Annotated in this window: 23 protein-coding genes; 10 read left to right on the forward strand and 13 right to left on the reverse strand. The window is 57.9% G+C overall.

Translation table 11 applies throughout. The features are described 5' to 3' along the window. Window positions 1-21: 21 nt before the first annotated feature. From GGE33_RS12760 to mutS, 4 genes are all read right to left on the reverse strand, one after another. Window positions 22-951: an MYG1 family protein gene (locus GGE33_RS12760; RefSeq protein WP_183823571.1), complete on the reverse strand. Its 930-nt coding sequence runs from the start codon at window positions 949-951 to the stop codon at window positions 22-24. Window positions 952-1,100: 149 nt separating this feature from the next. Next, complete coding sequence (greA, locus tag GGE33_RS12765) at window positions 1,101-1,583, reverse strand: transcription elongation factor GreA (protein WP_183823573.1); 483 nt, start codon at window positions 1,581-1,583, stop codon at window positions 1,101-1,103. Window positions 1,584-1,720: 137 nt separating this feature from the next. Further along, window positions 1,721-3,001 (reverse strand): RDD family protein, encoded by a 1,281-nt coding sequence (locus tag GGE33_RS12770; protein WP_183823575.1) that lies wholly within the window; start codon window positions 2,999-3,001, stop codon window positions 1,721-1,723. Window positions 3,002-3,132: 131 nt separating this feature from the next. Further along, the gene (gene mutS, locus GGE33_RS12775; RefSeq protein ID WP_394353668.1) at window positions 3,133-5,784 is read right to left on the reverse strand and encodes a DNA mismatch repair protein MutS; all 2,652 of its coding nucleotides are present in this window, start codon (window positions 5,782-5,784) and stop codon (window positions 3,133-3,135) included. A gap of 194 nt (window positions 5,785-5,978) precedes the next feature. Here mutS and GGE33_RS12780 point away from each other — a divergent pair, with 194 nt between their 5' ends. The 4 genes from GGE33_RS12780 to GGE33_RS27850 all read left to right on the forward strand — a co-directional run bounded on the left by GGE33_RS12780 (window position 5,979) and on the right by GGE33_RS27850 (window position 8,974). Then, on the forward strand, window positions 5,979-8,264 hold the full coding sequence (locus GGE33_RS12780; RefSeq protein WP_183823579.1) for an NADP-dependent malic enzyme: 2,286 nt from the start codon (window positions 5,979-5,981) through the stop codon (window positions 8,262-8,264). A 112-nt stretch (window positions 8,265-8,376) separates the two neighbouring features. Continuing rightward, window positions 8,377-8,589, forward strand: coding sequence for a type II toxin-antitoxin system Phd/YefM family antitoxin (locus tag GGE33_RS12785; RefSeq protein ID WP_246436066.1), 213 nt, complete (start codon window positions 8,377-8,379; stop codon window positions 8,587-8,589). Continuing rightward, window positions 8,586-8,720: a hypothetical protein gene (locus tag GGE33_RS27845; protein ID WP_343062455.1), complete on the forward strand. Its 135-nt coding sequence runs from the start codon at window positions 8,586-8,588 to the stop codon at window positions 8,718-8,720. Before GGE33_RS12785 ends, GGE33_RS27845 begins: the two co-directional genes overlap by 4 nt. Before the next feature lie 2 nt (window positions 8,721-8,722). After that, window positions 8,723-8,974, forward strand: coding sequence for a type II toxin-antitoxin system VapC family toxin (locus tag GGE33_RS27850; protein ID WP_343062451.1), 252 nt, complete (start codon window positions 8,723-8,725; stop codon window positions 8,972-8,974). A 3-nt stretch (window positions 8,975-8,977) separates the two neighbouring features. On the opposite strand, the gene olsB is transcribed toward GGE33_RS27850, so the two are convergent. From olsB to sppA, 8 genes are all read right to left on the reverse strand, one after another. Continuing rightward, a complete protein-coding gene (gene olsB, locus GGE33_RS12795; protein WP_183823581.1) occupies window positions 8,978-9,850 on the reverse strand; it encodes a l-ornithine N(alpha)-acyltransferase in 873 nt (290 codons plus the stop codon). Window positions 9,851-9,948: 98 nt separating this feature from the next. After that, window positions 9,949-11,745: a hybrid sensor histidine kinase/response regulator gene (locus GGE33_RS12800; RefSeq protein WP_183823583.1), complete on the reverse strand. Its 1,797-nt coding sequence runs from the start codon at window positions 11,743-11,745 to the stop codon at window positions 9,949-9,951. A 58-nt stretch (window positions 11,746-11,803) separates the two neighbouring features. Beyond that, window positions 11,804-12,292, reverse strand: coding sequence for a signal peptidase II (lspA, locus tag GGE33_RS12805; RefSeq protein WP_183823585.1), 489 nt, complete (start codon window positions 12,290-12,292; stop codon window positions 11,804-11,806). Next, window positions 12,289-13,149, reverse strand: a complete 861-nt coding sequence (locus tag GGE33_RS12810; RefSeq protein WP_183823587.1) for a TrmH family RNA methyltransferase — start codon at window positions 13,147-13,149, stop codon at window positions 12,289-12,291. The genes lspA and GGE33_RS12810 overlap by 4 nt, the downstream gene beginning before the upstream one ends. Beyond that, on the reverse strand, window positions 13,146-14,267 hold the full coding sequence (locus tag GGE33_RS12815) for a class I SAM-dependent methyltransferase (protein ID WP_394353663.1): 1,122 nt from the start codon (window positions 14,265-14,267) through the stop codon (window positions 13,146-13,148). Before GGE33_RS12815 ends, GGE33_RS12810 begins: the two co-directional genes overlap by 4 nt. Before the next feature lie 211 nt (window positions 14,268-14,478). Then, window positions 14,479-14,790, reverse strand: a complete 312-nt coding sequence (locus GGE33_RS12820; RefSeq protein WP_183823589.1) for a lipopolysaccharide assembly protein LapA domain-containing protein — start codon at window positions 14,788-14,790, stop codon at window positions 14,479-14,481. An 83-nt stretch (window positions 14,791-14,873) separates the two neighbouring features. Continuing rightward, window positions 14,874-15,173: an integration host factor subunit beta gene (locus GGE33_RS12825; RefSeq protein WP_112454414.1), complete on the reverse strand. Its 300-nt coding sequence runs from the start codon at window positions 15,171-15,173 to the stop codon at window positions 14,874-14,876. Between the two features lie 26 nt (window positions 15,174-15,199). After that, window positions 15,200-16,156, reverse strand: a complete 957-nt coding sequence (gene sppA, locus GGE33_RS12830; RefSeq protein WP_148146000.1) for a signal peptide peptidase SppA — start codon at window positions 16,154-16,156, stop codon at window positions 15,200-15,202. Between the two features lie 189 nt (window positions 16,157-16,345). Between sppA and lptC the strand changes: the two genes are divergently transcribed. From lptC to ptsN, 6 genes are all read left to right on the forward strand, one after another. After that, window positions 16,346-17,014: an LPS export ABC transporter periplasmic protein LptC gene (gene lptC, locus GGE33_RS12835; RefSeq protein ID WP_148146279.1), complete on the forward strand. Its 669-nt coding sequence runs from the start codon at window positions 16,346-16,348 to the stop codon at window positions 17,012-17,014. A gap of 63 nt (window positions 17,015-17,077) precedes the next feature. Further along, window positions 17,078-17,596, forward strand: a complete 519-nt coding sequence (locus GGE33_RS12840) for an LptA/OstA family protein (protein WP_246436069.1) — start codon at window positions 17,078-17,080, stop codon at window positions 17,594-17,596. A gap of 33 nt (window positions 17,597-17,629) precedes the next feature. Further along, window positions 17,630-18,412, forward strand: coding sequence for an LPS export ABC transporter ATP-binding protein (lptB, locus tag GGE33_RS12845; protein WP_148146280.1), 783 nt, complete (start codon window positions 17,630-17,632; stop codon window positions 18,410-18,412). Window positions 18,413-18,540: 128 nt separating this feature from the next. Continuing rightward, on the forward strand, window positions 18,541-20,079 hold the full coding sequence (rpoN, locus tag GGE33_RS12850; RefSeq protein ID WP_183823593.1) for an RNA polymerase factor sigma-54: 1,539 nt from the start codon (window positions 18,541-18,543) through the stop codon (window positions 20,077-20,079). A 206-nt stretch (window positions 20,080-20,285) separates the two neighbouring features. Beyond that, window positions 20,286-20,864 (forward strand): ribosome hibernation-promoting factor, HPF/YfiA family, encoded by a 579-nt coding sequence (hpf, locus tag GGE33_RS12855; RefSeq protein WP_148146003.1) that lies wholly within the window; start codon window positions 20,286-20,288, stop codon window positions 20,862-20,864. Window positions 20,865-20,927: 63 nt separating this feature from the next. Beyond that, the gene (gene ptsN, locus GGE33_RS12860) at window positions 20,928-21,392 is read left to right on the forward strand and encodes a PTS IIA-like nitrogen regulatory protein PtsN (RefSeq protein WP_183823595.1); all 465 of its coding nucleotides are present in this window, start codon (window positions 20,928-20,930) and stop codon (window positions 21,390-21,392) included. Window positions 21,393-21,524: 132 nt separating this feature from the next. Here the strand turns inward: ptsN and hemW are convergent, their stop codons facing one another. Then, window positions 21,525-22,718 carry a radical SAM family heme chaperone HemW gene (hemW, locus tag GGE33_RS12865; RefSeq protein WP_183823597.1) on the reverse strand — a complete coding sequence of 398 codons (1,194 nt, stop codon included), beginning with the start codon at window positions 22,716-22,718 and terminating at the stop codon, window positions 21,525-21,527. Between the last annotated feature and the right edge of the window lie 6 nt (window positions 22,719-22,724).

A 22,724-nucleotide genomic window follows, 5' to 3' on the forward strand; every position in this document is an offset into this window, starting at 1 on the left:
GGCTTCGCCAGTCTTGGCGGTTCAGGCCGATGCCAAGGCTTCCTTTACGGCAATCTCCGCCATGGCAAGGGCTGCCTCGCGGCTGGTGGCTGCTGCGATGAAGCGACCGTTATGGCAGAAAGTGGCGCCCTTGACGCCGGAAGCGGCTTCGAGATCACCGTTCGTCAGGCCCGCCCAGGATTTCGGCAGATCGGCGCGCAGTTCGAACCCGTCATCCGCCTTACGGATGCCGGTAACGCACCAGTCCTTGCCGTCGCGCGGATGGACGACGAAAAGAAGGTGATCGGCACCGGCCTTCACGATTGCCGGGCGGAAGGGCATGCCCATGGGAAGCTCAAGCACGCGACCCTCGCCAGCCTCGGCGATCGCTTCAAGGACGAGCGTTTCGGCACGCAACTTGGCGGCGCGCTTGCCGATACCAGCCTCGACAAAGGCACGGGCGATGGCGAGCGCTGCATGAAAAGCGCGATCATCGGCACCCTGCTCCTTGTCGTCGAAGTTGGGTTTGAGCGTTTCGAGCAGGCTCGACAGGGTGAGGCCGGCAAGAGGACCGGCGCTGGACGGGCTGAGCGCACCATTGTCCATCAGGTCTATCGGCAGGACGAAACTCTTGTCGAAGGAGGCGTGCAGGGCATCGACATGGGCGGTCGGGATATTCATGGCGGCAAGATAGTCGCGACCATAATGCTTCCAGATCAGGCCGAAGGAGCTGTAGGGCGCCTCGTCCTCGCGCAGCGGCGCGCCGCGCTGGTGGTGATCGAAGATCTGTTTTTCGGCATCATAAGCGCCGCCGACATCATAGATGATGCGATCGCTGCCGGGCGTGATCCACTCCGGCGCGCGGCTGCGGACGATTTTTGCCTCGGGAAAAAGCCGGGTCAGGATGACGCTGGAGAGAAGTTCATCGGCATGGAAGCCACCGGAATGGGTGACGAGATAATCTGGTTTCATGCCGGAATGCGCCTTTGTTGGTTTGTTTCATCGCAATTCCGGACGCAAAACCGGTTCCCACTTCTGCTGGAATTGCTCTAGGAAACGCACCAGATAGCCGCAGTCGCAGGTCTTCACAAGCACGGCAGCACCATGATTGGCAAAGCTGATTACGAAATCGCGATGATTTCGAGTTCCTGATGACCGACCGTCACCAGATCGCCTAAGGACTTGCCGTTGAGCGCGCGTGCGACCGGCGACACATAGGAGATCGTTCCAGCCTTGGGATCGGCCTCGTCTTCGCCGACGATGCGGTAGGTCTGCTCGCGGCCATCATCGCGGCTGAATGTAACCGTGCTGCCGAAAGAGACTGTAGCATTCGATGCAGACGCCGGGACGAGTTGGGCCGTGTGGACCCGTTCCGCGAAATACCGGATGTCGCGCGCCGGACCCGCCGCCTGGCGTCGCCGCTCATTGATGTCATCCAACCCGTTCGTCGCCTCATAGGCATCGCGGGCGGCCTGCAGCTGAAGCTCAAGCGCCTTCAGCCCGGTTTCCGTCACGAGGTTCGGATGGGTTGATATCGGCCGGTCAGGCAGCACCGTTTCGGCGGCCGTTTCGGCACTTTCTTCCTTCATGAAGGCAACGCTCACGCGTGAACTCCTCTGCACCCGTATCAGCCACCGCCTGACAGTGGCTTCAGCGTTTTTCACAGCCACTACACAATAGATGAGAGTATCTGCAAGTACCATCTCATTCGGAAAAACCCACTCGTCGGCGAGACCTCATCTCATGAGGGGGCAAACCGGACGATTGACAGCAGCGCGGAAAAGCAGGTTTCGTCGTCACAGGGCATGCTCGCCGGGACATTTATGTCCTTTGCTGTCGACAGAAGCGAATGAATGAGAACCTCCCTGATCGCGAGTTTGGTCAAAGGCCTACCTTCCACGAACAGAAGCATTCGCCAGGCGCTCCGACCGACGATAACGACAGTCAGTTCAACGTTGACATCCTTCAACTTCGGCTCAATGCCGGTGACGCGTGCTGCATCGAAACCATTCAGCTTGAACGGTTCCCATTTGCCGTTGACGGAAATGTCTTCGGCAATCACGCTTTGCAGCGCCTCACCGTAAGCAACCGCATCGACCGATGGCTGATCCATCGGCTCATAACCAAACAGAATTTCGGACGTCAGTTTGTCAGATGTGAAGTGATAGAGCTTGCCGCTGTCGGCTTTGATTTCTCCAAAGACCCAAGTGGACCAGAGATCCGCCTTTTTGCCCGTGGCGGGATTTTCCCAATACCGATAACTGGAGGCCATGCGCTCTTCTGCGCGCAGCATGTTCATGTAGCCGATCGCCATTACGGTCAGCATGAATGTGACTGCAGCAGTTGCGGCTGCGGCAGCAGAGCGAGAGAGCCTGCCTTTTCCGCGGACAATGGCTGCGCCTTCGTCATACCAGGCAGGTCTTCCCTTGGTGATGCGACGGTATTGCAGGATGCAGGGAATGATTGAAAGATAAGGAACGCCGACGGTGTTGACAAAGAACCAGATCCTGAATTCCCGCGTCATATAGAACTGCCAATCCGGCATGCCGGATCTGTTTTCCACCCTGAGCCCCGCAACCAGTTTGCCGGGGGTAGTGCCAAACAATGTCATCGCCCCCCACAAAACGATGCTGGTGATGGCAGCAAGCATCACGATGGTCAGAAGGTTGTCGGCTGCCGGGAAATTTACGCCAATCTCAGGCAGGTGTGGCCGGATTAAATAGCCGAAAGGCAATCCTACTACCGCCCCGATTATCATTTCGTCCGCAAGGCGCGCCCAAAAGCGCGGCCATGGCCCTGCAATCGTCGGATCGGGCAAGGGATCTGATTCCTTGTCCGACATGTCGCTCTCAAAACAAAGGCTCAGTTCGGAGGCTTCCGAGGCATTGACCCAATCTGCAAGGCCGGGGTGCCAGAGTAGTGTTTCCGGCTTTATCGTGCCTTTGCGGGCGAGCACGCCGAGGTCTTCAGCGGAAACAGGACCACCCTGTTTCCGGCCAAGCTTATAATACCAATAGGTCATTTAAATCAGTCATATCCCGTTTCCCCGCGGGCGAGGCTACAGGAGCAGATGAACACGATGCAAATGCCAAGTTGTATCAGGGGTGACCGAACAAACGCTTTTTGCCATCCTGCAGCGGTGCGAAAACCAAATCAGGTTTTCGCACCGGCTTGCTTCTTGAGCGCATAAAGCGCTTCGAGCGCCTCACGCGGGCTCATGTCATCCGGGTTGATGGCCTTCAACGCTTCTTCGACCTTGGAAGATCCACCGCGCTTTTCTTCCTTGCGCACCGCGACCTGGAAAAGCGGCAGATCGTCGATCAGCTGGCTTGCCGGGTTCTTGCGGTCGGAATCTTCCAGCTTGGTCAGCACGTCCCGGGCGCGGCTCACCACGCTATCGGGAAGGCCAGCAAGGCGGGCGACCTGGATGCCGTAGGAACGATCGGCAGCACCTGGGCCGACCTCGTGCAGGAAGATTACCTCGCCATCCCATTCCTTCACCTTCATCGTGGCGTTGGAAAGACGACCGAGTTTTTCCGAAAGCACGGTCAGTTCGTGGAAGTGGGTAGCGAACAGGCCGCGGCAACGATTGCCTTCATGCAGGTGCTCGACGGAAGCCCAGGCGATCGACAGGCCGTCGAAGGTCGCGGTTCCACGGCCGATCTCGTCGAGGATGACCAGAGAACGGTCGGTTGCCTGATTAAGGATGGCCGCCGTTTCGACCATCTCGACCATGAAGGTGGAGCGGCCGCGGGCAAGATCATCAGACGCGCCGACGCGCGAGAACAGCCGGTCGACCACGCCGATATGGGCGGCGGAAGCCGGCACGAAAGAACCCATCTGGGCAAGAATGGCGATCAGCGCATTCTGGCGGAGGAAGGTCGATTTACCGCCCATGTTCGGGCCGGTGAGCAGCCAGAGCGCGCCGAATTCGCCACCATTTTTCGGTGACAGATCGCATTCGTTGGCGATGAACGGGCCCGACGACTGGCGGCGAAGCGCCTGCTCGACAACCGGATGGCGGCCCCCCTCGATCGCAAACATTCGGCTGTCATCAACGATCGGGCGGCGGTAATTCCATTCCTCGGCGAGCATGGCAAGACCGCCGGCGACATCGATGATCGACAGCGCGCGGGCACCGGCCTTGATCGCCTCTGCTTCCGTGGTAACGGCGGCGACCATGCGGTCGAAGGCTTCGAGTTCGATCGTCAGCGCCTTGTCGGCGGCGTTGGCAATGCGGCTTTCGAGATCGGCAAGCTCGGTCGTGGTGAAACGCATCGCATTCGCCATTGTCTGACGATGGATGAAACGCGCCTTTGCTTCCGGCGTATCGGTCATCGGGCCGGCATTGCCGGCAGTGACTTCGATGAAATAACCAAGCACGTTGTTGTGCTTGATCTTCAGCGACTTGATGCCGGTTTCGTCGGCATATTGCAGCTGCAGGCCGGCGATCACCTTGCGGGACTGGTCGCGCAGGGCACGAACCTCATCCAGTTCAGCATTGGCGCCATCAGCCAGGAATCCCCCGTCACGCTTCAGAAGCGGCAGGTCTTCCGCCAGCATGTTGCCGAGCAGGGATTGAACCGTAACCGGCAACGCCTTCAGATCGACCAGCGCATCGGACAGTTCTTCCGGAAGCATTGATCCATCAAGAAAGGCCGCCACCCCGCGCGCGGCTTCCAGACCGGTCAGGATTGCGCCGAGATCACGCGGGCCGCCACGGTCGAGCGCAAGACGCGAGAGCGCGCGGGGCATATCCGGCACGTGCTTCAGCGATGTGCGCAGGTCGGAGCAGAGCGACGGCTCTTCCAGCAGAAAGGAGATGGAATCGAGCCGGAGATTGATGCGCTCCGGATCGGTCAGTGGCGACATCAGCCGCTCGGCAAGAAGCCGGGCTCCGCCGCCGGTAACGGTGCGGTCGATGGCCTTCAGCAGTGTTCCCTCGCGCTCACCCGAAAGCGTCTTCGTCAGCTCGAGATTGCCGCGGGTGGCGGGATCGATGAACAGCGTCGAGGCGCCGCTTTCGCGTTCCGGCCGCCCGAGCGGCGGGCGCTCGGAAATCTGGGTCTTTTCGACATAGGCGATGGCGGCCGCGGCGGCGGCGAATTCGGCACGGGAAAAAGTGCCGAAACCATCGAGCGTCGTGACACCGAAATAACGAGCGATGCGGCCTTCGGACGTGGCGCTGTCGAACAGAACCGAAGGCTGCGGCACGGCGACGCGGCCGAGCACATCAAAGACCGGTTTCAGCTCCGGATCGTGAAACATCGTATCCGGCATGATCAGTTCGCGCGGCTCTATGCGCAGGATATCGGCAAGCAGGCGCGACGGCTCTGTTTCCGCAAGGCGGAAGACGCCAGTGGAGATGTCGATCCAGGCAAGTGCCATCGCCGGCTCGGCGCCGCCCTTGATGCGAGCAAGCGTCATCAGATAGTTCGATTCCGAGGCGACAAGCAGCTTTTCTTCCGTGATCGTGCCCGGCGTGACGAGGCGCACGACATCGCGTTTCACCACCGATTTCGAGCCGCGCTTCTTCGCCTCCGCCGGATCTTCCACCTGCTCGCAGACGGCGACGCGGAAACCGAGCGAAATCAGTTTCTGCAGATAGTCATCCGCCGCATGGACAGGGACACCGCACATGGGGATATCCTGGCCCATGTGCTGACCACGCCGGGTAAGCGTGATGCCGAGCGCCCGGGATGCGTCAATCGCATCCTGGAAAAACAGTTCGTAGAAATCGCCCATGCGATAGAAGAGCAGCGAACCGGGATTGTTCGCCTTGATCTCGATGAACTGCTCCATCATCGGGGTGGCCGTGGCACGGCTTTCCTCCGAGGCGAGCTGGTCGGTGGTCAGGGCGTCGATGGACAAACGTTCAAACTGGGTCACTGGGCCGATTTTCATTGCGCATAGAAAGTCGCGACACTATCGGTGAAGCCCCTTTGAATACAACATTTGCAGCAGCTTCAGGCGAAGCTGCCCACAGGAAGCTGGAGGATATGGTCGTGAACGATAAGACAGCAAGCACGCGAACATCGGTAACCGAGCAGGAAGCACTCGATTTTCACTCCGATGGGCGCCCCGGCAAGCTCGAAATCACGCCGACCAAGCCGATGGCCACGCAACGCGACCTGTCACTTGCCTATTCGCCAGGTGTTGCGGTTCCGGTATTGGCGATCGCTGCCGATCCTGCCAAGGCCTATGACTATACGACCCGCGGCAACATGGTGGCCGTCATCTCCAATGGCACGGCAATCCTCGGCCTCGGCAATCTAGGTGCGCTGGCATCCAAGCCGGTCATGGAAGGCAAGTCGGTTCTGTTCAAGCGCTTTGCCGATGTCGATTCCATCGATCTTGAGGTGGACACCGAGAATGTCGACGAGTTCATCAACTGCGTGCGTTATCTCGGCCCGTCCTTCGGCGGCATCAATCTCGAAGACATCAAGGCGCCAGAATGTTTCATCATCGAAAGCCGGCTGCGCGAGCTGATGGATATCCCGGTTTTCCATGACGACCAGCATGGCACGGCAATCATCGCCGCTGCCGGCCTGATCAATGCGCTTAAGCTGACCGGTCGCGATCTAAAGACCACCAAACTCGTCTGCAACGGTGCCGGTGCTGCCGCAATCGCCTGTATCGAGCTTATCAAGGCGATGGGGTTTGCGCCGGAGAACATCATTCTATGCGACACCAAGGGCGTGATCTATCAGGGCCGCACGGAGGGCATGAACCAGTGGAAATCGGCGCATGCCGCCAAGACGGACCGCCGCTCACTGGAAGAAGCGATGAATGGCGCTGACGTGGTCTTCGGCCTGTCGCAGAAGGGAGCCTTCACCGAAGAGATGATCCGCTCCATGGCGCCTAAGCCGATCATCTTCGCCATGGCCAATCCGGATCCGGAAATCACGCCTGAGGAAGTGGCGCGTATCCGTGACGACGCGATCATGGCGACCGGCCGCTCGGACTATCCGAACCAGGTCAACAATGTGCTTGGCTTTCCTTACATCTTCCGCGGCGCGCTCGATGTTCGCGCCCGCCAGATCAACGACGCGATGAAGATCGCCGCAGCGCAGGCGCTTGCGAATCTCGCTCGCGAAGCCGTGCCGGACGATGTGGCCGCTGCCTATCAGGGCGTGCGTCCGCGTTTCGGCGCGCAGTATATCATTCCCGTCCCGTTCGATCCCCGCCTGATCTCGGCCATTCCGATGGCGGTTGCGCAGGCTGCGATGGAAAGTGGCGTGGCGCGTCGCGAGATAACCGACATTGCGGCTTACGGGCGCGAACTTGCTGCGCGGCGCGATCCGATAGCGGCCACGACACAGAGCATCTATGACCGGGTACGGCGCTTTCCGAAGCGGGTCGTCTTTGCCGAAGCGGAAGAAGAGCAGGTGATGCGGGCGGCGATTTCCTTCTGCAACCAGGAGCTTGGCACGGCCATCCTGCTCGGACGAGATGACGTGATCCGCGCCACGGCGGAGAAGGCGGGGATCGATCTCGACCAACCCGGCATCGAAATCGTCAACGCCCGTATTTCGAAGCGGACCGAAGCCTATACCGATCACCTCTATGCCAAGCTTCAGCGTCAGGGCTACCTGCTGCGTGACGTGCAGCGCCTGATCAACAATGACCGCAATCATTTTGCGGCAACGATGGTCGCCGTAGGCGATGCGGATGCAATGGTGACGGGCACGACCCGCAACTATGCCTCTGCGCTTGCCGACGTGCGGCGCTGTATCGCCACCAAGCCCGGCCACCGGGTGATCGGGGTCTCGCTCGTCGTTGCCCGCGGCCGGACGATCTTCGTTGCCGACACGGCCGTGCATGACCAGCCGAATGCGGAGGATCTTGCCGATATCGCCACCGAGGCCGCACGGGTTGCCCGGCGCATGGGCTACGAACCACGGGTGGCGATGCTTGCCTATTCCAACTTCGGCCAGTCGGTGGGTGAACGCTCCGAGCGTGTGCGCGAGGCTATAAAAATCCTCGATAGCCGCCGGGTCGATTTCGAATATGACGGCGAGATTGCTGCGGATGTGGCGCTCAATGCAACGCGCATGGAGCAGTACCCGTTCTGCAGGCTTTCAGGCACGGCAAATGTGCTGGTCATGCCGGCGATCCATTCGGCTTCGATTGCAACGCGCATGCTGCAGGAACTGGGTGGATCAACCCTGATCGGACCGCTTCTCGTCGGTCTCGACAAGTCGGTGCAGATCACCCAAATGGGTGCCAAGGACAGCGAGATCGTCAACATGGCGGCGATCGCCGCCTACAATGCAGGGTCGTAAGCATTTTTTGATACGCCCGTTCGAGCGGACTAAGTTCAGTGAACTAAGTCCGCTCGAGGCACCCACCATGAAAACGGTCAATATTCACGAAGCAAAGATACACCTTTAGCGGCTGGTCGAAGAGGCTGCGAATGGTGAAGGGTTCGTCATCGCCAAGGCGGGCAAGCCGATGGTGAAGGTCGGTCCACTGGAGGATGCTCCCGCAGGCGCCTCAAGTAAGAAACGCCACATAGGCTTTCTCGATGGCCAGTTTTCCGTGCCGGATGATTTCGACACCCTGTTCGCCAAAGACATTGAAGACATGTTCTGCGGCGAAGATAAATGAAACTGTTGCTGGACTCTCATATTCTGGTCTGGCTTGCGGCGATGAGTGCGAAACTTGCCGCACAGGCCAGACCATTAGTCGAAAATACCGACAACACGCTTTTTTCAGTGCAGCCAGCATATGGGAACTAACCATTAAGCATGCACACGGCCGGGAAGATATTCCGGTTCATCCACGTGTACTGCACCGCGCTTTGTTAGATAACGGTTTTCAAGAATTGCCGGTAACCGGTGACCACGCCTTCGGGCTTGAAACGCTTCCGTACCTCCACAAGGATCCGTTCGATCGGATCCTGATCGCGCAAGCCAAATCCGAAGGCATGCCTCTACTCACCTCCGACGAGACGATCGCCCGTTACAGCGGGCCGATACGGCTCGTTGTATAACACTCAGCTGGCGAAGCGGCCGGCGTCGGCGCCGAAATGGTTGATATAGCGGCCGGAAATGACGGCGATCGGCAGGACGATCAGGACGTCGGTCGTGTTGAAGGCCTGGTCGACCACTGCACCGTCACCGATCATTGCGCCGAGACGTAGATAACCCTTGACCAGCGGTGGCATGGCCGACAGGGCCTGGCGCGGATTGATCTCGTCGGCGGGGATCATGTCCATCTTGCGATAGAGATCCGATTTGGCCGACACCATCCACTCATCCTTCACCCGCGAATTCTGGTGCAGGAAGGAAAGAGCGAGCGCATGTTCCTGCGGATCGACACCGGGGAAGGATGCGCAGCCGAACATGGCACCCATACCGTGCCTCAGTGCGTAAGCCCAGTTGCCCTGCCAGAGCAGTTCCACGGTCCGCTTCGTGCGGTAATCGGGCAGGACGCAAGAACGGCCGAGCTCCATGAACTGCTTGTCGGGATGGCGCTTCAGGAGCGGCTCGATATCGAATTCCGAGGCGGAATAGAAACCACCATTGGCCATTGCGACTTCCTGGCGCAGCAGGCGGTAGGTGCCAACGATCTGATCTTCGATTTCGCCATCAATCGCATTGTCGACCACTAGAAGATGATCGCAGATATCGTCATAGCTATCGAAATCGCGCCTGAGATGCATCGCCTCGGGAGGCAGCATCGCATTCATCTCTTCAACGAAAACGCGATAGCGAACCGACTGTGCCGCATCGATCTCCCGGCTGTTGCGCGCAAGCCGCGTTTCCAACGAGCCTATGCGGCCGAATACATCGCTCTTCTCGATGGAAGGCGCCGGTGTCGAGGGATGATCGAGGGTCAATTCGCGGTTCAGGAGTTCGATTGCCATGGTGAGTCACCCGTACCGGTTGGATCACCGCCATTAATCACGTCTCTGCAACAGGAACGTGACATCGATTGTCACAATAGGCTGCGGGTAAGAATCCGTCAACGGAGACGCTGACGCGCGATATTCTCCGAGAGAAGATGACCAATGTCAGCGAGTAAACGGGCTGGCTCTACGGGCTTTTGCAGGACCCTTTGTGCACCGGCAGTCAACGCGTTTTGCAGAGCCTCGTCGCGATCTTCGCCGGTCAAGACGATCACCGGAACTGCGAGACTATTCATTGTTTTTTCGGCCTCGCGCAGATCGGTGACAACATCCAACGGATCCCCACCCGGCATGTTCAAGTCGGTTATAATCAGGTCAGGCGGCGCGCCGGGCGCGCGAACAAGATTGTGGAAACTTGGGACATCCGTGACCCATCGAACCTTGTGACCATTCTTCTGCAGCATCGTACGCAGCAGCATGGCACTGACCGGATCATCTTCGGCAAGAACGATATCCAACTCTCTTTGGATATCGAAAGGCACAAATGCTTCGATCCCATCCGCATGGGACGGCACGCTCTGCGACTGATTGTCGATACGGCTGAAACCACGCATGCGGCCACTCAACACGTCGACAAGCGACCGCTCTCGCAGGGGGCGGATCAGCCAGGCATCGAACAGATCCTGCGGCTGCGAGGCCCGCTCCTCCGGATTGACGAGGAGAATGCGATGCAGAGGTTTGTGAAGCGGCTCGCAGGCATAATCCGATGCCAGCCGATGGTCGACGATCAGATCCGTGAAAGGCGCTTGCCCATCCGCCGCCCGGTCGATCAGCATCGACACGTCCTGCGTTGTGGAAAGGTGGCGGCAACGGCCGCCCAGCGCCTCGATCGTTGCAACGGTAGCCTGAGCCGTTGGCCCTTGCGGCGCGAGCAAGATCACACAAGACCGCGCCAGCATGCCGCTTCTGTCGGTTTCGCCCGCGGCCACATCTTCGGCAAGACGAACAGGGAAGCGAATTGTGAAGGTACTGCCCTCACCCTTACGGCTCTTGACCGAAAGAGAACCGTCGAACTCCGCCAGAATGCGCGACGCGATGCCGAGGCCGAGGCCTGTCCCTCCACTGCGAGCCTCCACCGATCCGACCTGTTCGAACTCACCGAAGATTCTCGCCTGCTCTTGGGGTGTCATTCCCGGACCAGTATCGATGACAGCGATTTCGACGTTAGCCTCAGCAAGGGTCACCCGAACGAGCACACCACCGCTGGAGGTGAATTTTACCGCGTTGCCCATGACATTGAATAGAACCTGGCGAAGACGAGCGGGATCGAAATCCAGCAATTCGGGAAGATCGGCGGCAAAGGTCGCGGCGATCTCGATGCGTTTTTCGTGGGCGCGTGGAGAGAGCATTTCCACTACGCTTTCCAGCAACTGGCGAAGATTTTCCGCTCTCGTGTTCAGCCGGAAACGGCCTGCCTCCATGGTGGAGAGATCGAGGATATCATCGACCAGCTGGGCCAGGAGATGGCCGGACTGGCGAATGCCGCTGAGATAGTTCTGCTGTTCAGCGGTCAGCTTCGTCTGGCTGAGCAGATGTGTCATGCCGAGAATGCCATTCAGTGGCGTTCGGATCTCATGCACGACAGTCGAAAGGCGGCGCGATTTTGCTTCGCTAGCGGCTTCGGATTCTTTCAGGCGGTTCTTCAGCGAGTGCCGGCCGGGCGACAAACGTTTCAACTGGAAAATAAGGTTCTGCAGTGGGCTCAGGTGCCGCGGGGTTACAGCAGCGAAGAAATCCATTTCTGCGGGCGGCTCGACGATGAGTTCAGACAATTGCTCCGCCTGCCCTTCAGCAGAATGGGGCTGGGAGAAGGCCTTGGTCAATCTGTCTTGCAACTCGGCGAGGGTGCGCATGGATTAAGCCTACACGGGCTTTCCTTCGCAATCCTTAGGCCGACGGCTTAACAGGGACTTAATCGCCCGATTTCGATCCGATAAGCTCATCCAGAATAACCAAGCCGGCTCCGATAGTTATGAAGCTGTCGGCCAGATTGAAGACGGCAAACGACCACGTCTCTGTATGAAACAGGATGTAATCTATGACGTGACCATAGACCAAACCGTCGATCAGGTTACCGACAGCGCCGGCGATAATCAGGGTGAAACCTGCATGCGCAAATGTTCTCGAAACCGGGGTGCGGCGCCAAAGCCAGAGAACGACACCAACGATGACAATGCGCATGCCAATAATGAATTCGCGCTCCATGCCGGATAGAAGCGAGAAGGCAACACCGAGATTATACGTTCGGAAGAGCGCCAGGAACGGGATGACCGGCACTGCTTCGTGCATAGGCAGCCAAGCTTCCACCGCAAGCTTGATGGCCTGATCGAGAATGACCGCAATTACGATGACGATGCCTGCAATCAGTGGCCGAGACAGAGGTGTTACGCCTTGCGTCATGTTCTGTCTTCCAACGTCAAGAGGTGGCGGCGCGCTTCGAAAAGCATGACGGCGGTTGCGACGGCCAGATTGAGGCTGTCGGCAAGGCCCTGCTGCGGTATGCGCACGGTACGATTGGCGGCCTTGGCAAGATTATCCGGCAGGCCGGACTGCTCATTGCCCATCAGGATGACGACCGGCTTGCTCTTGTAGTCGGCCGTACGATAATCGACGGCACCGGCAAGATGGGTTGCGACGACATTGACGCCTGAACGCTTCTGCCAGCCAAGAAACTCGTCCACCGAGCATTTCACCACGGGAAGTGCGAAGACCGAGCCCATCGTGGCACGGACGGTTTCAAGCGAGAACGGATCAGTGCAATCGCCAACGAGGATGACGGCGGAAGCACCGGCAGCATCTGCCGTGCGTATGATCGTGCCGAGATTGCCGGGATCGCGGACGCGATCGAGCGCCACCAAGGTTTCATCCCTGCCAGGTGCAAGGTCTTCCAGACGCTTCCAGCGTTGTTCGAAAATGCCGACAACCATTTGCGGATTGTCCCGGCGGGTAACCGACGAGAGGACCTTTTCGGAAACTTCCAGAACAAGGCCACCATTTGCCACCGTGCGGGTGGCGGCCTGCTCGACCAGTGGCTTGCCCTTGGCGGCCTTGGCATAAATGAGAGTGCGGATTTCCCATCCGAGTTCCAGCGCGTCTATGACGAGCTTCAGGCCTTCGGCCATGAAGATCCCGGCCGCTTCGCGGTCCTTCTTGTTGGAAAGCGCCTTGATATCCTTGATGATCGGGTTGGCGAGCGAGGTAACTTCCTTCACCTGCCCGACCTTGCGGGCACCCGGCTTTCTGAATTCGTCTGTCATTGGGAAACCCAGCGGCTGAAGAGTGAGGTGGATAGGGCACGGCCACGGGCCTTGCCGTCGATACCCGTCTCACGAATGACGAGTTCACCCGATTCCACCGTGCCACCGGCACCGCGCATCGTCTCGCGCATCAGCTCGTGGATGGAATAGAAGCTCGCCCGGATGGAATAGGCAGTGAGGACCAGTCCGACGGAATTCTTCGACAGAAGTTCACGGCAGACGTCGAGCATGACGGGCAGGTGCTCGAAAAGCTCCCAGACTTCGCCATTCGGACCACGGCCGAATTTCGGCGGGTCGGTGAGAATGATATCGTAAGTGCTGCCCCGGCGCTCTTCGCGCAGGATGAATTTCATCGCATCCTCGCAGATCCAGCGGATCGGAGCCTTGTCGAGACGCGAAAGAGCCTGGTTTTCCCGCGCCCAGCCGATGGCCTTTTTAGAGGCGTCGACATGGGTCACCTCTGCGCCGGCAGCAGCTGCCACCAGCGACGCCACTCCGGTGTAACCAAATAGGTTGAGCACCTTGAGCGTGCGGCCCTTTGCCTTCGCCTCTTCGACCCGATCCCGGACCCAGGTCCAGTGGACGATCTGCTCGGGGAAAAAGCCCATATGGCGGAATGCGGTAAAGCGGCCTTGAAAATCGATGTCCAGCAGCGAAAGTGGCCAGGTCTCGCCGAGCGCTTCACGCGGAAACTTCCAGCGGCCCATGCCGTCTTCATCGGTGTTGCCGGTGAAGACGGCATCGGCCCTGTTCCAGACGTCCGCTGACAGAGATGGCTGCCAGAGCGCCTGCGCCTCGGGCCTGACGACAAAATACGGACCGTATTTTTCGAGCTTGAGACCCTTGCCGCTGTCGACCAGATGGAAATCGCCGGCATTCTGCGACTCAAGAATAATCGGAACATTTTCTTTCGGCAGATCGCCCTCGCGTACCATAAGCGGTCGCGTTTGCGCTGCAGACTGGCTGATGACGGGCTTGACCTCGCTCGCCTTGTCGCTTGCTTTCGGACGCGATGCGGCAACGGGAGACTTCGGCTTGCCGGTGACGCTATGCCGGTCCTGCGCATTGCCGCCCCGAGAAGGAGCCTTCTGCCCCATCCGCTTGTCTCTGCTCTTCAACGGTTGATCCTTCGCTTTCATTTTCGTGCAGATAGCATCTGCAGCGCATTCGGCAAAGCCCATGCGATCATACGCGACGAAAGCAAATGCGGGGAGCAGGATGGGGCTATTCCAGGTCTGCGGGCCGAAAAAAATAGCCCACGATGTCAGGAGGATTTCATCACAGCGGTTACGCGAGACTGGGAAGGAACCGGGGCCGGTTCGCCATCTGTCAGCCCCGTCGAGCGGCGATCGCCTTATGCTCTTTCTGCCATTTCACCGCTTCCTTGGCTTCGACGCGAGCCTGGCGGCGATAGTGGCCTTGTTTCCACCACGTCACAGAAGCGCCGATCACCATGCCCACCAAGATCGCCAGGAAAACAAAAACAAAGAACGGCGCCGAAACGGACAATATGCTGTCTTGTGGACGGAACGGGTTTAGCGCCAGTGTGACCACCTGCCTGTTCGCCACCGCCAAGACAATCAGGACGATGCCAATCGGCACGAAAACGACAAGCGAAACAATACGCTTAAGCTTCGTCATAGGTCACTCCGGCAATTTCTCATTCAGCCATAGCAGATTGGCCCGGACGCCACAGTTTCAAGACCCTGCGGCGATATCCGCGCTCAATCGTCCTCGTCGGCCATGCCCGGGTTGAGGCGCTCACGCAACTCTTTACCGGTTTTGAAAAACGGCACCCATTTTTCCTCGACAAAGACGCTCTCACCCGTACGCGGGTTGCGCCCGGAACGCGACGGACGGTTCTTTACCGAGAAAGCGCCGAAACCACGCAGCTCAACCCGGTTACCGCCAGCAAGCGCATCCGTGATTTCATCGAGCACGGCATTGACGATGTTCTCGACGTCGCGATGGTAGAGATGCGGATTGCGTGCCGCAACGATCTGTACCAATTCAGACTTAATCACGGTTGCCCCCTGAAAAAATTAGATTTTCAACCTTTGCCAACCTGCCAAACCGAGACAAGACCGTCAAGGAACAACTTGCCGGAACCCCAACCATCGATCGCATCCGGCGTGATCGGCAGAGTGACACCGAGATAACGGAAAAGCCCCGTCAGCGCATGGGCAAACCAGAAGGACGACGAGGAATCGCTCTTTTTCCACTCGACAATCGGCAGATCGCGGGAAACGTCGCGCGTATCAAGATAATCCAGAATGTCGTCGTCGCCGCCGAGCTTGTCGATGAGCTTGACGTTCAAAGCCTGCCTTCCGGTGAAGATCGTGCCGTCAGCAAGTTTCAAAACCTCGTCGCGCGGTAGCTTTCTGCGTTCGGCCACAAGGTCCACAAACCAGCCATAGCTATCCATGATCATGTTGCGGATCATGCCCTTGGCTTCCTCGCTGGCCGGATGGAAAGGCGACGGCTCGGCCTTAAGCGGTGAGGACTTTATTTCCTCGAGCGATACACCGATCTTCTTCATCAGCTCATCGGCCTGCGGATACTGGAAAATGACGCCGATCGACCCGGTGATCGAGCTTTCGCCGGCAATAATCGTGTCTCCGGCCGTAGCGATCATGTAACCGGCAGATGCCGCCAAGGTGCGAATGTCGGAAACGACCGGCTTCTTTTCGGCCACCTTGCGGATGGCCTGATAGAGGCGCTCGCCACCATAGGTGGTTCCGCCGGGTGAGGAAATAGAGACGATCAAGGCCTTGGCCTGGCTACTTTCCGCAACACGATCAAGACGCTCGATCAGCTCACGGTCATCCGTGATCATTCCGGAGATATTCACGCGAGCGATATGGGGGACGGCAGAACCGGATTGCTCACCGGCGATTGCCCAATAGGATACGAAGCCAATGGCCGCCAAAAAGATCAATGCCGCGACGCGCCAGAAGCTGAGCTTGCGGCGCAACTGGCGCCGATCCGCGATTGCCATTTGGTCCATAAAATTTCCCTTAATGCCTAAAGCGCTTTACATAGGCCCCAATTTGCCCGATTGCAGCGGTTCGTATCACGTTTTTATGTTCTCCATTATTGTTTGTTGAAGAATAAAAACCATATTGGCGGTCGACGATTGATCGCCCTGCCCTATCGGCTAGCGAAGAGATCGCCGGAAACGACGAAATGGAGCTTCATGCTGCAGCATATACGAAAGACAGGAAGCATACTCGCATCGATACAGGCGCCGACAAGCGCTTACGATGCTGCGCTGTCCCATTCTTCGCGCGTCAGCCGGCTGAAAATTCTCCTACCTGTGGCTGCGGGCCTAATTTCGCTTGGCTTTATTGGCGTTGCCATTGTCCGGACCTATCTGCCAGAAAATCTGTCAATCGAGAGCGCCAAGATAGAAGACGGAAAGATTGTCATGGAGCGGCCCGCCATATCCGGCCGCAACAGTGACGGGATCAGCTACTCTATGCTGGCCAACAAAGCTCTTCAGGACATCCAAAACCCTAATAAAATCACGCTCAAGGACGTCAAAGCGGCAGTGCCGATCAATGACGACCTGATCGCGCGCGTAACCGCAACAAGTGCAGATTTCGACCGTGGTGCCGACATCCTGGATCTGACTGCACCATTCGACGTCAATCTGAGCAACGGGATCACCGCCCACTTCCAATCTGCTCATCTCGATATTCCCGGCGGGACGATGAACACGCCCGATGCGGTTAATATCTCGATGAGCCAAGGCTCTATTGTTGCAGATTCCATGAAGATCACCGATAAGGGGCATACCCTCAACTTCACCGGTAAGGTTCGGGTCCATCTCGATCCCGCAGCCATCCGCAACAAAGGCAAATAGAGCCCGGCCGCCATGATGCATCGTTGTTTTTCACTCAGCATTCCTGCCGCGACCGCGGTGGCCATGTTTTCCTGCCTCAGTGTTTCCGCCTTTGCTCAGTCTACAACGAGCAACATGAGCGGTCTCAAGCTGTCGAACGATCAGCCTATCCAGATCCAGAGCGACCAGCTGGAGATCAAGGATCAGGAAAAAAAGGCTTATTTCACCGGTAATGTGAATGTTGTGCAGGGCACAACCACACTGAAGGCCGGCAAGATGACCGTTCAGTACAAAGAGAAAGCCAATGGCGACGGCGGTGCGGCGTCGATTTCCAGCGGCAACGCCGACATCGACAAGATTTTTCTCGATGATACGGTTTTCCTGAGTTCGGGTACACAGCAAGCGACAGCCGAAGCTGGCCAGTTCGACATGGCGAGCCAGACGTTTGTGCTGACCGGCAAGCAGGTTGTGCTTTCCGATGGACCGAATGTGTTCAAAGGCTGCAAGCTGACTGTGCAGATGGCGAGCGGCCAAGCCAAGCTCGACAGCTGCGGTGGTCGCGTTGAAATCATGCTCGACCCAAAGTCGCGGCCTAAACAATAGACTCATAACGTGAAACTTCCTTTTCTCCCCCAGTTGACGGCAAGGAAAACGCCTTCGCCCGAACCCTTTATCGCACGCGACAAGGCGCGCTATGAGGGGACCCTCGTCGCGCATGGACTTTCCAAGACCTATGACACAAGACGCGTTGTGAACGGCGTATCGCTGGTCGTGCGCCGTGGGGAGGCCGTTGGCCTGCTCGGGCCGAATGGCGCGGGCAAAACAACCTGCTTCTACATGATCACCGGCCTTGTTCCGGTCGATGAGGGAATGATCGCGATCAACGGCAATGAAGTAACGCGCATGCCGATGTATCGCCGGGCGCGGCTTGGTGTCGGCTACCTGCCGCAAGAGGCTTCGATCTTTCGCGGGCTGTCGGTGGAAGACAATATCCGTGCCGTGCTCGAGGTCCACGAACCCAACCGGGACAAGCGAGAAGCGAAGCTCGACGAATTGCTGGAAGAATTTCACATCAGCCAGCTCCGCAAGTCTGCAGCCGTGGCCTTATCGGGCGGCGAACGACGCCGCCTGGAAATTGCCCGGGCACTGGCAACAGACCCGTCGTTCATGCTGCTCGACGAACCTTTTGCAGGTGTCGATCCAATTTCCGTATCGGATATCCAGAATCTTGTCCGACACTTGACGGCACGCGGCATTGGCGTACTGATAACCGATCACAACGTGCGTGAGACGCTCGGCCTTATCGATAGAGCCTATATCATCCATGCGGGTGAAGTGCTGACCCACGGCCGGGCTTCTGACATCGTTAATAACCAGGATGTCCGTCGACTTTACCTTGGCGACAAGTTCAGCCTTTAAAATAGCGTCACAATTCCGCCACCTCGGCGCTTGACCAAATCTCTCAAAAAAGCAATTCTTGTGCCAGATGCGCATGACGGCCACGCAATGAGTGCGCGGCCGGGTGTTTTGGGAGTTTAGCGTCCACCATGGGTTTAACCGCCAGCCTTTTCCTGCGACAGACCCAATCGCTTGTGATGACTCCGCAGCTGATGCAGTCGATTCAGCTGCTGCAGATGACGCATTTCGAACTGAACCAGTTCATCGCGCAGGAAATAGAAAAGAACCCACTGCTCGAAATTTCGCCATCGGACGGCGAAAGTGGCGCAGAATTGGGCTATGGCGACACAACGGATCACATTGCCGCAGAAGCCGATGTCGATGCGGGAGCATGGCGGGACGAGCAGGGTATCGTCATTACAGAAACGTTTGGCGAAGGCCTGGACGGCGGCACTGAAAACGTCTTTCCCGACGACCCGCCCGAGCGGCGAGGAGATGCGCCCGAGCTAATGGGCCAATGGAAATCGATGCCAGCGGGTGATGCCGGCGATGATTACGATATCAACGATTTCATTGCCAGCGAAGTCGGCCTACGGGAGCACATCAGCCAGCAAATCCCGCTGCTGCTCAAACAGTCGCAGGATCGCCTTATTGCCCAGCAGCTAAATGAAGAACTGGACGATGCAGGATATCTTCAGGCCGACCTCGACGAGATCGCTGCCAGGCTCGGCATAACGACCGAGTACGCCGAGCAAGTACTGGTGCGCCTGCAGACACTTGATCCACCCGGCATATTTGCCCGTTCACTCGGCGAATGCCTGGCGATCCAGCTTAAACAAAGGGATCGGCTCGATCCCGCCATGGATACCCTGGTCCGCCACCTGGACCTCTTGGCGAAGCGTGATTTCGCAAATCTCAGAAAGTTATGCGGCGTCGATGACGAGGACCTCATCGACATGTTTGCTGAAATTCGCCAACTGAACCCGAAGCCGGGTGCAGATTTCGCAACTCAGGTCGCTGATGTTATTTCGCCGGACATCGTCGTCCGTCCTGCCAATATCGGCGGCTGGGCGGTGGAACTTAATCCGGAAACCCTGCCACGCGTTCTGGTCAACCAGACCTATTTTCAACAGGTATCGAAGAACTGCCCGAAAAACAGCGGAGATTACGCATTTCTTTCCGATTGCCTGCAGAACGGCAACTGGCTGACCCGCAGCCTGGACCAGCGCGCCAAGACGATCATGAAGGTCGCAACAGAGATCGTCCGCCAGCAGGACGCTTTTCTCATGCACGGTGTCGATCACCTGCGCCCGCTCAATTTGAAGACCGTCGCAGAAGCCATCAAGATGCACGAGTCCACGGTAAGCCGCGTTACTTCGAACAAATACATGCTGACGCCGCGGGGCATGTTCGAGCTCAAATACTTCTTCACGGTTTCGATCGGATCGGCCGATGAAGGTGGCGACAGCCACTCCGCCGAGGCCGTTCGCCACAAAATCAAGATGCTGATAACACAGGAAGCTGCTGACGCCGTTCTTTCCGATGACGACATCGTGACCAGCCTCAAGCAGGCAGGAGTAGACCTAGCCCGCCGCACGGTCGCCAAGTATCGGGAAGCCATGAACATTCCCTCGTCGGTTCAGCGCCGGCGAGAGAAGCGCGCTGCGGCCAGAGTAGCCACGTTGTGACCAGCGTGCGATGCATCCATAGGTCGAGACGTTGACTTCCTTTCCAACGAAGGCTAGAAGCGCCGCCGCCAGCGGGGCTTCCCCACAATTCCGCGCAAGGCAGGACAGGTAGCGCTATTTTGCTGCAATCGGTTCGGACGGCTTGGATGAGAGAGCGGCTTGGCGTAGACTGGAACACGCAAGTCACGACAAGAAGGAATAATTCCATGAGTGTGCGTGTTTCCGGTAAGCATATGGAAATCGGTGATTCTTTCCGCCAAAAGATCGAGGACCATATCGGGGAGGCCATAACCAAATACTTCGATGGAGGCTATTCAAGCCAGGTTATCGTAGAGAAATCCGGCCCACGTTTTTCTGCCGATTGCAAAGTGCATCTCGATACGGGGATCGTGCTTCACGCCGCAGGCGAAGCCAATGATCCGCAGGGCAGTTTCGATGCTGCCGCCGAGCGTATAGAGAAGCGTCTGCGTCGCTATAAGCGCCGTCTAAAGGATCATCACGCTGGCACCAACCAGCAGAACGGCTTTGCCGAAGTGGCTTACACGGTCATGGACCGGGTGCCTGAAGAGGCAGACGATGTGCCGGACGATTTTGCTCCGACGATCGTTGCCGAAACTACCAAGCAGCTGAGAACGATGTCAGTTGCGACGGCCGTCATGGCATTGGATATGACGGATGAACCCGTGCTTCTTTTCCGTAGCCCCGGTGACGAGAAGCTGAACATCGTTTACAGGCGCCACGACGGCAATATTGGCTGGATCGACTCCACCAATATCAAGAACTAACGAAACTCGGGAGGCGTCGGCAACGACGCTTCCCCTGCCTTCGCGGCACAAAGGAAGAAACGAATGGCATTGGCAGATCTGCTGCATCAAGATGCGATTATCCCTGCCTTAAAAGCGACCTCCAAGAAACAGCTCCTGCAGGAATTGGCGACTAAGGCCGCCAAGCTGACGGGCGTTTCCGAACGGGAAATCTTTGACGTCATCCTGCAGCGCGAGCGGCTGGGATCGACGGGTGTGGGACATGGCATCGCCATTCCGCATGGGAAGCTTAACGGTATTTCATCGATCAGCGGCATTTTTGCGCGGTTGGAGAGCCCTGTCGATTTCGAGGCACTGGATGACGAACCGGTGGATCTCGTATTCCTTCTTCTTGCTCCGGAAGGCGCTGGCGCCGACCATCTCAAGGCGCTTTCGCGCATTGCACGCGTGCTGCGTGACCAGGATCTTGCCGCGAAACTGAGGCAGACCGATTCCGCCTCCGCGATCTATGCCTTCCTCAATGAAGAGCAGACTAATAACGCGGCTTGAATGCCGCTTTCCTTTTCATGAAAATCGATTGATCAGATCATTTCCGCGTTTCTTCGAAACGCGAAACGGGCCTGTCTATTTTTACCGCGATTCCTGACGGAAAACCGGTTTCCACTCCTGCCGATATTGCTTTTAGCAGGCGAGATCAGCAACGACCGCGTCTAGGATAAGCATCCCCTTTGGCGTGCAGCGCAGACGCGAATTGCCGAGACGCTCGATAAACCCGTGTTCCAGTAAAGTCTGCTCCCGGACAGGATCCGGATCGCGGCCGGAGAGTTCCTGCCAGCGGGCGAGATCGACGCCTTCGGTGAGGCGCAGCCCCATCAGCAGCAGTTCGTCTGCCTGCTCATCGTAGCCGAGAACTTCCTGATCGTTCATCCCGTGGCCTTCGGCTTCTACACGCTCAAGCCAGGTTTCGGGACGGCGCTCGGTGGCGGTGGCGATCTTGTTACGGCCACGGGTAAGACGACCATGTGCACCCGGCCCGATACCTGCATAATCGCCATACCGCCAATAGGTCAGGTTATGGCGGCTTTCGGCGCCGGGCTTTGCGTGATTGGACACTTCATAAGCCGGCATGCCGTGACGTGCGGTGATTTCCTGTGTTGCCTCGTAAAGCAAGGCGGATTGATCGTCATCCGGCACGATGAGCTTGCCTGCCTTGTGCAATCCGTAAAAGGGCGTGCCTTCCTCGATCGTTAGCTGGTAGAGGGACAAATGGTCAACCGCATAGGAAATTGCCTGCTTAAGCTCGGCTTCCCACGCTTCAACCGTCTGCCTGGGCCGGGCATAGATAAGGTCGAAGGACATGCGCGGAAAAATCTCACGCGCCAGCCGTATCGCTTTCAAAGCATCCGCAACATCATGCAGCCGGCCGAGAAATTTGAGATCGGCATCGTTGAGGGCCTGCACGCCCATGGATACACGATTGACACCGGCTGCCCGATAACCACGAAAACGCTCCGCCTCGACACTGGAGGGGTTGGCTTCCATGGTGATCTCGATTCCATCCGGAACGTTCCAGTGACGGGCAATGCCGTTGAGGATCGCCTCAACGGTTGAAGGATCCATGAGCGACGGCGTACCGCCGCCAAGAAAAATGCTGGTCACGACTTTCGGGCCGCTCATCTTCCGCATCGTTTCCATCTCTTTGAGGAAAGCGGCGGTGAAACGGGCCTGATCCACCGGCTGATGGCGGACATGGCTGTTGAAGTCGCAATAGGGACACTTGGCAGCACAAAACGGCCAATGGACGTATACGCCGAAGCCCGGCTCACCCGTGTCGGGAAGCAGCGTATTGGGCAGGTTGGAGGCTACGGCGTTCACGAAGGA

The sequence above is a fragment of the Aliirhizobium cellulosilyticum genome (assembly GCF_014198105.1).
GTDB lineage: Bacteria > Pseudomonadota > Alphaproteobacteria > Rhizobiales > Rhizobiaceae > Neorhizobium > Neorhizobium cellulosilyticum.

Bases quoted from the DNA above. Each gene is read 5' to 3' on its own strand.
- GGE33_RS12760 (WP_183823571.1), bottom strand. From the start codon at position 951: ATGAAACCAGATTATCTCGTCACCCATTCCGGTGGCTTCCATGCCGAT.
- GGE33_RS12770 (WP_183823575.1), bottom strand. From the start codon at position 3,001: ATGACCTATTGGTATTATAAGCTTGGCCGGAAACAGGGTGGTCCTGTT.
- mutS (WP_394353668.1), bottom strand. From the start codon at position 5,784: ATGATGGAGCAGTTCATCGAGATCAAGGCGAACAATCCCGGTTCGCTG.
- GGE33_RS12780 (WP_183823579.1), top strand. From the start codon at position 5,979: ATGGTCGTGAACGATAAGACAGCAAGCACGCGAACATCGGTAACCGAG.
- GGE33_RS27845 (WP_343062455.1), top strand. From the start codon at position 8,586: ATGAAACTGTTGCTGGACTCTCATATTCTGGTCTGGCTTGCGGCGATG.
- olsB (WP_183823581.1), bottom strand. From the start codon at position 9,850: ATGGCAATCGAACTCCTGAACCGCGAATTGACCCTCGATCATCCCTCG.
- GGE33_RS12800 (WP_183823583.1), bottom strand. From the start codon at position 11,745: ATGCGCACCCTCGCCGAGTTGCAAGACAGATTGACCAAGGCCTTCTCC.
- lspA (WP_183823585.1), bottom strand. From the start codon at position 12,292: ATGACGCAAGGCGTAACACCTCTGTCTCGGCCACTGATTGCAGGCATC.
- GGE33_RS12810 (WP_183823587.1), bottom strand. From the start codon at position 13,149: ATGACAGACGAATTCAGAAAGCCGGGTGCCCGCAAGGTCGGGCAGGTG.
- GGE33_RS12820 (WP_183823589.1), bottom strand. From the start codon at position 14,790: ATGACGAAGCTTAAGCGTATTGTTTCGCTTGTCGTTTTCGTGCCGATT.
- sppA (WP_148146000.1), bottom strand. From the start codon at position 16,156: ATGGACCAAATGGCAATCGCGGATCGGCGCCAGTTGCGCCGCAAGCTC.
- lptC (WP_148146279.1), top strand. From the start codon at position 16,346: ATGCTGCAGCATATACGAAAGACAGGAAGCATACTCGCATCGATACAG.
- GGE33_RS12840 (WP_246436069.1), top strand. From the start codon at position 17,078: ATGTTTTCCTGCCTCAGTGTTTCCGCCTTTGCTCAGTCTACAACGAGC.
- rpoN (WP_183823593.1), top strand. From the start codon at position 18,541: ATGGGTTTAACCGCCAGCCTTTTCCTGCGACAGACCCAATCGCTTGTG.
- hpf (WP_148146003.1), top strand. From the start codon at position 20,286: ATGAGTGTGCGTGTTTCCGGTAAGCATATGGAAATCGGTGATTCTTTC.
- ptsN (WP_183823595.1), top strand. From the start codon at position 20,928: ATGGCATTGGCAGATCTGCTGCATCAAGATGCGATTATCCCTGCCTTA.